We start from the raw sequence: 289 nt of genomic DNA, 5'->3' as shown, positions 1-289 counted from the left end.
GGTGGCGTGCGCCGCGCCGTGACTCTCGACCAGATGCAACGTGATGCCACCGCAGCCACAGCCGATATCGAGGATCGTCTTGCCTTCGAGCGGCAGGCCTTCGACGACGCGGTCGACTTCTTCGGGACCGCCGGGCGACAGGTAGCCATCGCCCCAGAGCGCCTCGAGGAAGCGGATGGCGGTGTCGTCATATTCCGGCTCGGCGTCAGCCGTTTCGATCATCAGACCTTGAGCCCCGAATGCCTAGGTGTCCCGTTCAGCAATGCAGTGTCCAGAAATGCAGGCAAAG

The 289-nt window shown here is 63.3% G+C and carries 1 pseudogene; it reads right to left on the bottom strand.

The annotated features are described in order from the left end of the window. A pseudogene (locus EN859_RS37295) lies at positions 1 to 222 on the bottom strand (SAM-dependent methyltransferase); the annotation flags it as partial. Positions 223 to 289 lie beyond the last annotated feature (67 nt).

This window comes from Mesorhizobium sp. M00.F.Ca.ET.216.01.1.1, from assembly GCF_004010325.2.
GTDB lineage: Bacteria > Pseudomonadota > Alphaproteobacteria > Rhizobiales > Rhizobiaceae > Mesorhizobium.
This window is presented reverse-complemented; position numbering and strand designations above follow the sequence as displayed.